This window comes from Burkholderia sp. AcTa6-5 (genome assembly GCF_017815075.1).
GTDB lineage: Bacteria > Pseudomonadota > Gammaproteobacteria > Burkholderiales > Burkholderiaceae > Burkholderia > Burkholderia sola.
Genome location: NZ_JAGIQE010000058.1, coordinates 1 through 3,079 on the forward strand (window position 1 = coordinate 1; position 3,079 = coordinate 3,079).

Below are 3,079 nucleotides of genomic sequence, written 5' to 3' on the forward strand. Positions count from 1 at the left end.
CGTAAGCGTCATTTCGTGGCCGCATGGACAGAGCTGCAGCCGGTGTCCAAAGTGATGTCCGTTACTTCAAGTGATGGGGACTACTTTGGACACACGGAATGCGCGAGCGTCGAACCGCAAGGGCCGACCGAACTACACGCCGGAGTACCGACGGCAAGTTGCCGTCGCGGCGTGCGAGCCGGGTATTTCGGTGGCCAAGCTCGCGCAGGCGCACGGACTGAATCCCAATATGGTGTTCAAGTGGCGTCGGCAACTGCGGGCGGGCCTGTTTGAAGGTGTGGCGCACAGCACAGCGGTGTTGCTGCCTGTAGCGCTACCTGATGCACCGACCGGCGAAACGTCAGAACTGGCGTCGCTCGCTCTACAGCCTGTCGAGCCACATCGCGAGAGCGTATCGGCAGCGTCGGGCATCGAGATCGAACTGAACGGTGCCCGTGTACGCGTCACGGGCATGGTGGACCCCGTGCAGTTGCGCCTCGTGCTGCGCTGCCTGATGCCAGCATGATTGCGCCGCCAGGCGGTACCCGCGTATGGCTGGCAGCGGGCGTTACCGATATGCGCCGTGGCATGGATGGACTTGCCACGCTGGTGCAGTCAGCGCTCGGACGTGATCCCTTCTCGGGGCACATCTTCCTGTTTCGTGGGCGTCGCGGTGACCTCATCAAGATTTTATGGTGGAGCGGCGACGGCATGAACCTGTACGCGAAACGACTCGAGCGAGGACGCTTCGTGTGGCCGCAGGCGGACTCGGGAACAGTCCATCTGTCAGCTGCCCAACTGTCGATGCTGCTCGAGGGGATTGACTGGCGGCATCCAGAGCGGACGTGGCAGCCGAAGCACGCCGCGTAACGCCGGGTGCGGGAACCCACAAGCGCGTGGGCTTCATTTACACTGGCTGCATGCCTGCCAACCATCTGCCCGATGACATCGCCGCCCTCAAGCGCATTGTTGCCTCGCGTGACGAGACCATTGCGCAGTTGCTGGCCGAGATCTCGAGGCTGAAGCGATGGCAGTACGGCCGCTCATCGGAGCGCATGACAGAATTGATGGACCAGCTGCAGCTCGCGCTCGGTGAGCTGCCTGTTCCTGAAGCAAATATGGCCGCACCGGCGAAGGTGCCTGATGCCGCGACTGCGGATACATCGGCTACTACGAACCTCAATTCGCTGCGCCGCAAACCGCGGCACTTCCCTGCCCATTTGCCTCGCGATACGGTTGTTCATACGCCAACGAGCTGCGGATGCCCGGAATGCGGCAAACAGATGCGCGCGCTCGGCGAAGACGTCTCGGAGGTGCTCGACTATGTACCCGGCTACTTCAAGGTACTGCGTCACGTACGTCCGAAGCTGAGCTGCCCGCGCTGTGCTGCAGTGGTACAGGAGCCAGCACCTTCGCGACCGATAGCGCGCTCGATGGCGGGTGCCGGGCTGCTCGCACAGGTCGTCGTCGCGAAGTACGCTGACCATACGCCGCTGTACCGGCAGGCCGGCATCTATCGCCGCGCCGGCATCGAACTGGATCGCGCGACACTGGCTTCGTGGGTGCGTGAAGCAGCGGCGCTACTGCAGCCGCTGTCTGATGCACTCGGCCGTTACGTGCGCGACGCAGACAAGATTCATACCGACGACACGCCCGTGCCTGTGCTGGAGCCGGGGCGTGGCAAGACACGCACAGCGCGCCTGTGGACCTATGTGCGGGACGACCGCCCTGCGGGAAGCCGCGCGCCACCAGCAGTCTGGTACAGGTACTCACCCGATCGCAAAGGTGAGCGACCTCGAGAACATCTTGCGGGCTACACGGGAATCCTGCAGGCAGATGCCTTCAGCGGTTATGACGCGCTGTATCGTGACGGCACGGTCATCGAGGCCGGGTGCTGGGCCCATGCGCGGCGCAAGTTCTACGACATATACAAACTGGACAGCTCACCGATTGCCGAAGAAGCACTGCACCGCATCGGGGCGCTGTATGTTGTTGAGCGCGAGGTTCGCGGCCAGACGCCGAACGTGCGCCTGTCTGCGCGTCAGCAGCGCTCGGCCCCATTGCTCGCTGAGCTGAAGGCCTGGCTCGAACACACGCTGTCACTGGTCTCGGCGAAGTCGGGGCTGGCGAAGGCGATTAGATACTCGCTGGGGCACTGGCACGCTCTCACACGCTATTGCGAAGACGGGCGCGTCGAGGTGGACAACAATACGGCGGAGCGCGCGATCAGGCCGCTGGTTCTCGGCAGGCGCAATTATCTGTTCGCAGGCTCCGACGGCGGTGGCCAAAGCGCGGCGGTGATCTATAGCCTGATCGGTACGGCGCGCCTGAACGGCATCGAGCCGTTTGCCTACCTGCGCACGGTGTTTGAGCGCATCGCCGATCATCCCATCAACCGCATCGACGAGTTGCTGCCGTGGCACCTGATGCCGACTGCACACATCGAACAGCAAGCCGCCTGAGAATCAATCCGATGGTCCAACCCCGCAAACCTGCCGTGCGCCTGGTCAAGGCGCCAGTCCCCGATTACGTACTGCGCGTTGAGCTGAAGTACATCAAGCCGGCGATCTGGCGACGAATCGTCGTTCCCGGCTCGATCCGGCTGGGCAAGCTGCATGTCGTGCTGCAACTGGCCATGGGCTGGGAAGGCGGGCACCTGCACGAGTTCGTCTTCGGCGAAACCAACTATGGTGAACCTGATGACTTTGGATTCCAGAGCGATCCACCAATGCTCAATGAAGCACGGGTCACACTGTCGAAGGCGCTCGGCGGGCTGAAGTCATTCACCTATATCTACGACTACGGTGACAACTGGCAGCATCGGATCAAAGTCGAGAAGGCGCTGGTGCCTGATCCAGACATGCGCCGGCCGATGTGCCTGGACGGGCAGAATGCGTGTCCACCGGAAGACGTCGGGGGAGTGCCAGGATATGCCGACTTCCTCGGAGCGATCACCGATCCGACGCACGAGGAGCACGACCACTTCCTCGAGTGGTGTGGCGGCAGCTTCGATCCCACCGCCTTTGATCTCGTGCTCGCGAATCAGCGCCTCTCAGAGGTCAAGTTCTGATCGTCAAGACGGCCTCAGATTGACGCTTAC

4 protein-coding genes are annotated in these 3,079 nt (G+C 62.6%); all 4 read left to right on the forward strand.

Going from position 1 to position 3,079, the window contains the following annotated elements; all coding sequences use genetic code 11:
- Positions 1-73: 73 nt before the first annotated feature.
- The 4 genes from J8I33_RS34145 to J8I33_RS34160 are packed head-to-tail and all read left to right on the forward strand — an operon-like array spanning position 74 to position 3,049.
- Positions 74-505: a transposase gene (locus J8I33_RS34145; protein WP_045598719.1), complete on the forward strand. Its 432-nt coding sequence runs from the start codon at positions 74-76 to the stop codon at positions 503-505.
- Entirely contained in the window at positions 502-849 is a 348-nt protein-coding gene (gene tnpB, locus J8I33_RS34150; protein WP_209929380.1) for an IS66 family insertion sequence element accessory protein TnpB, read from the forward strand. The genes J8I33_RS34145 and tnpB overlap by 4 nt, the downstream gene beginning before the upstream one ends.
- A gap of 50 nt (positions 850-899) precedes the next feature.
- The gene (locus J8I33_RS34155; protein ID WP_209929382.1) at positions 900-2,441 is read left to right on the forward strand and encodes an IS66 family transposase; all 1,542 of its coding nucleotides are present in this window, start codon (positions 900-902) and stop codon (positions 2,439-2,441) included.
- An 11-nt stretch (positions 2,442-2,452) separates the two neighbouring features.
- Positions 2,453-3,049: a plasmid pRiA4b ORF-3 family protein gene (locus J8I33_RS34160; RefSeq protein ID WP_209929381.1), complete on the forward strand. Its 597-nt coding sequence runs from the start codon at positions 2,453-2,455 to the stop codon at positions 3,047-3,049.
- Positions 3,050-3,079: the final 30 nt, after the last annotated feature.

Excerpts from the sequence above, each read along its gene's own strand:
- J8I33_RS34155 (WP_209929382.1), top strand. The coding sequence starts at position 900 with ATGCCTGCCAACCATCTGCCCGATGACATCGCCGCCCTCAAGCGCATT.
- tnpB (WP_209929380.1), top strand. The coding sequence starts at position 502 with ATGATTGCGCCGCCAGGCGGTACCCGCGTATGGCTGGCAGCGGGCGTT.
- J8I33_RS34145 (WP_045598719.1), top strand. The coding sequence starts at position 74 with ATGGGGACTACTTTGGACACACGGAATGCGCGAGCGTCGAACCGCAAG.
- J8I33_RS34160 (WP_209929381.1), top strand. The coding sequence starts at position 2,453 with ATGGTCCAACCCCGCAAACCTGCCGTGCGCCTGGTCAAGGCGCCAGTC.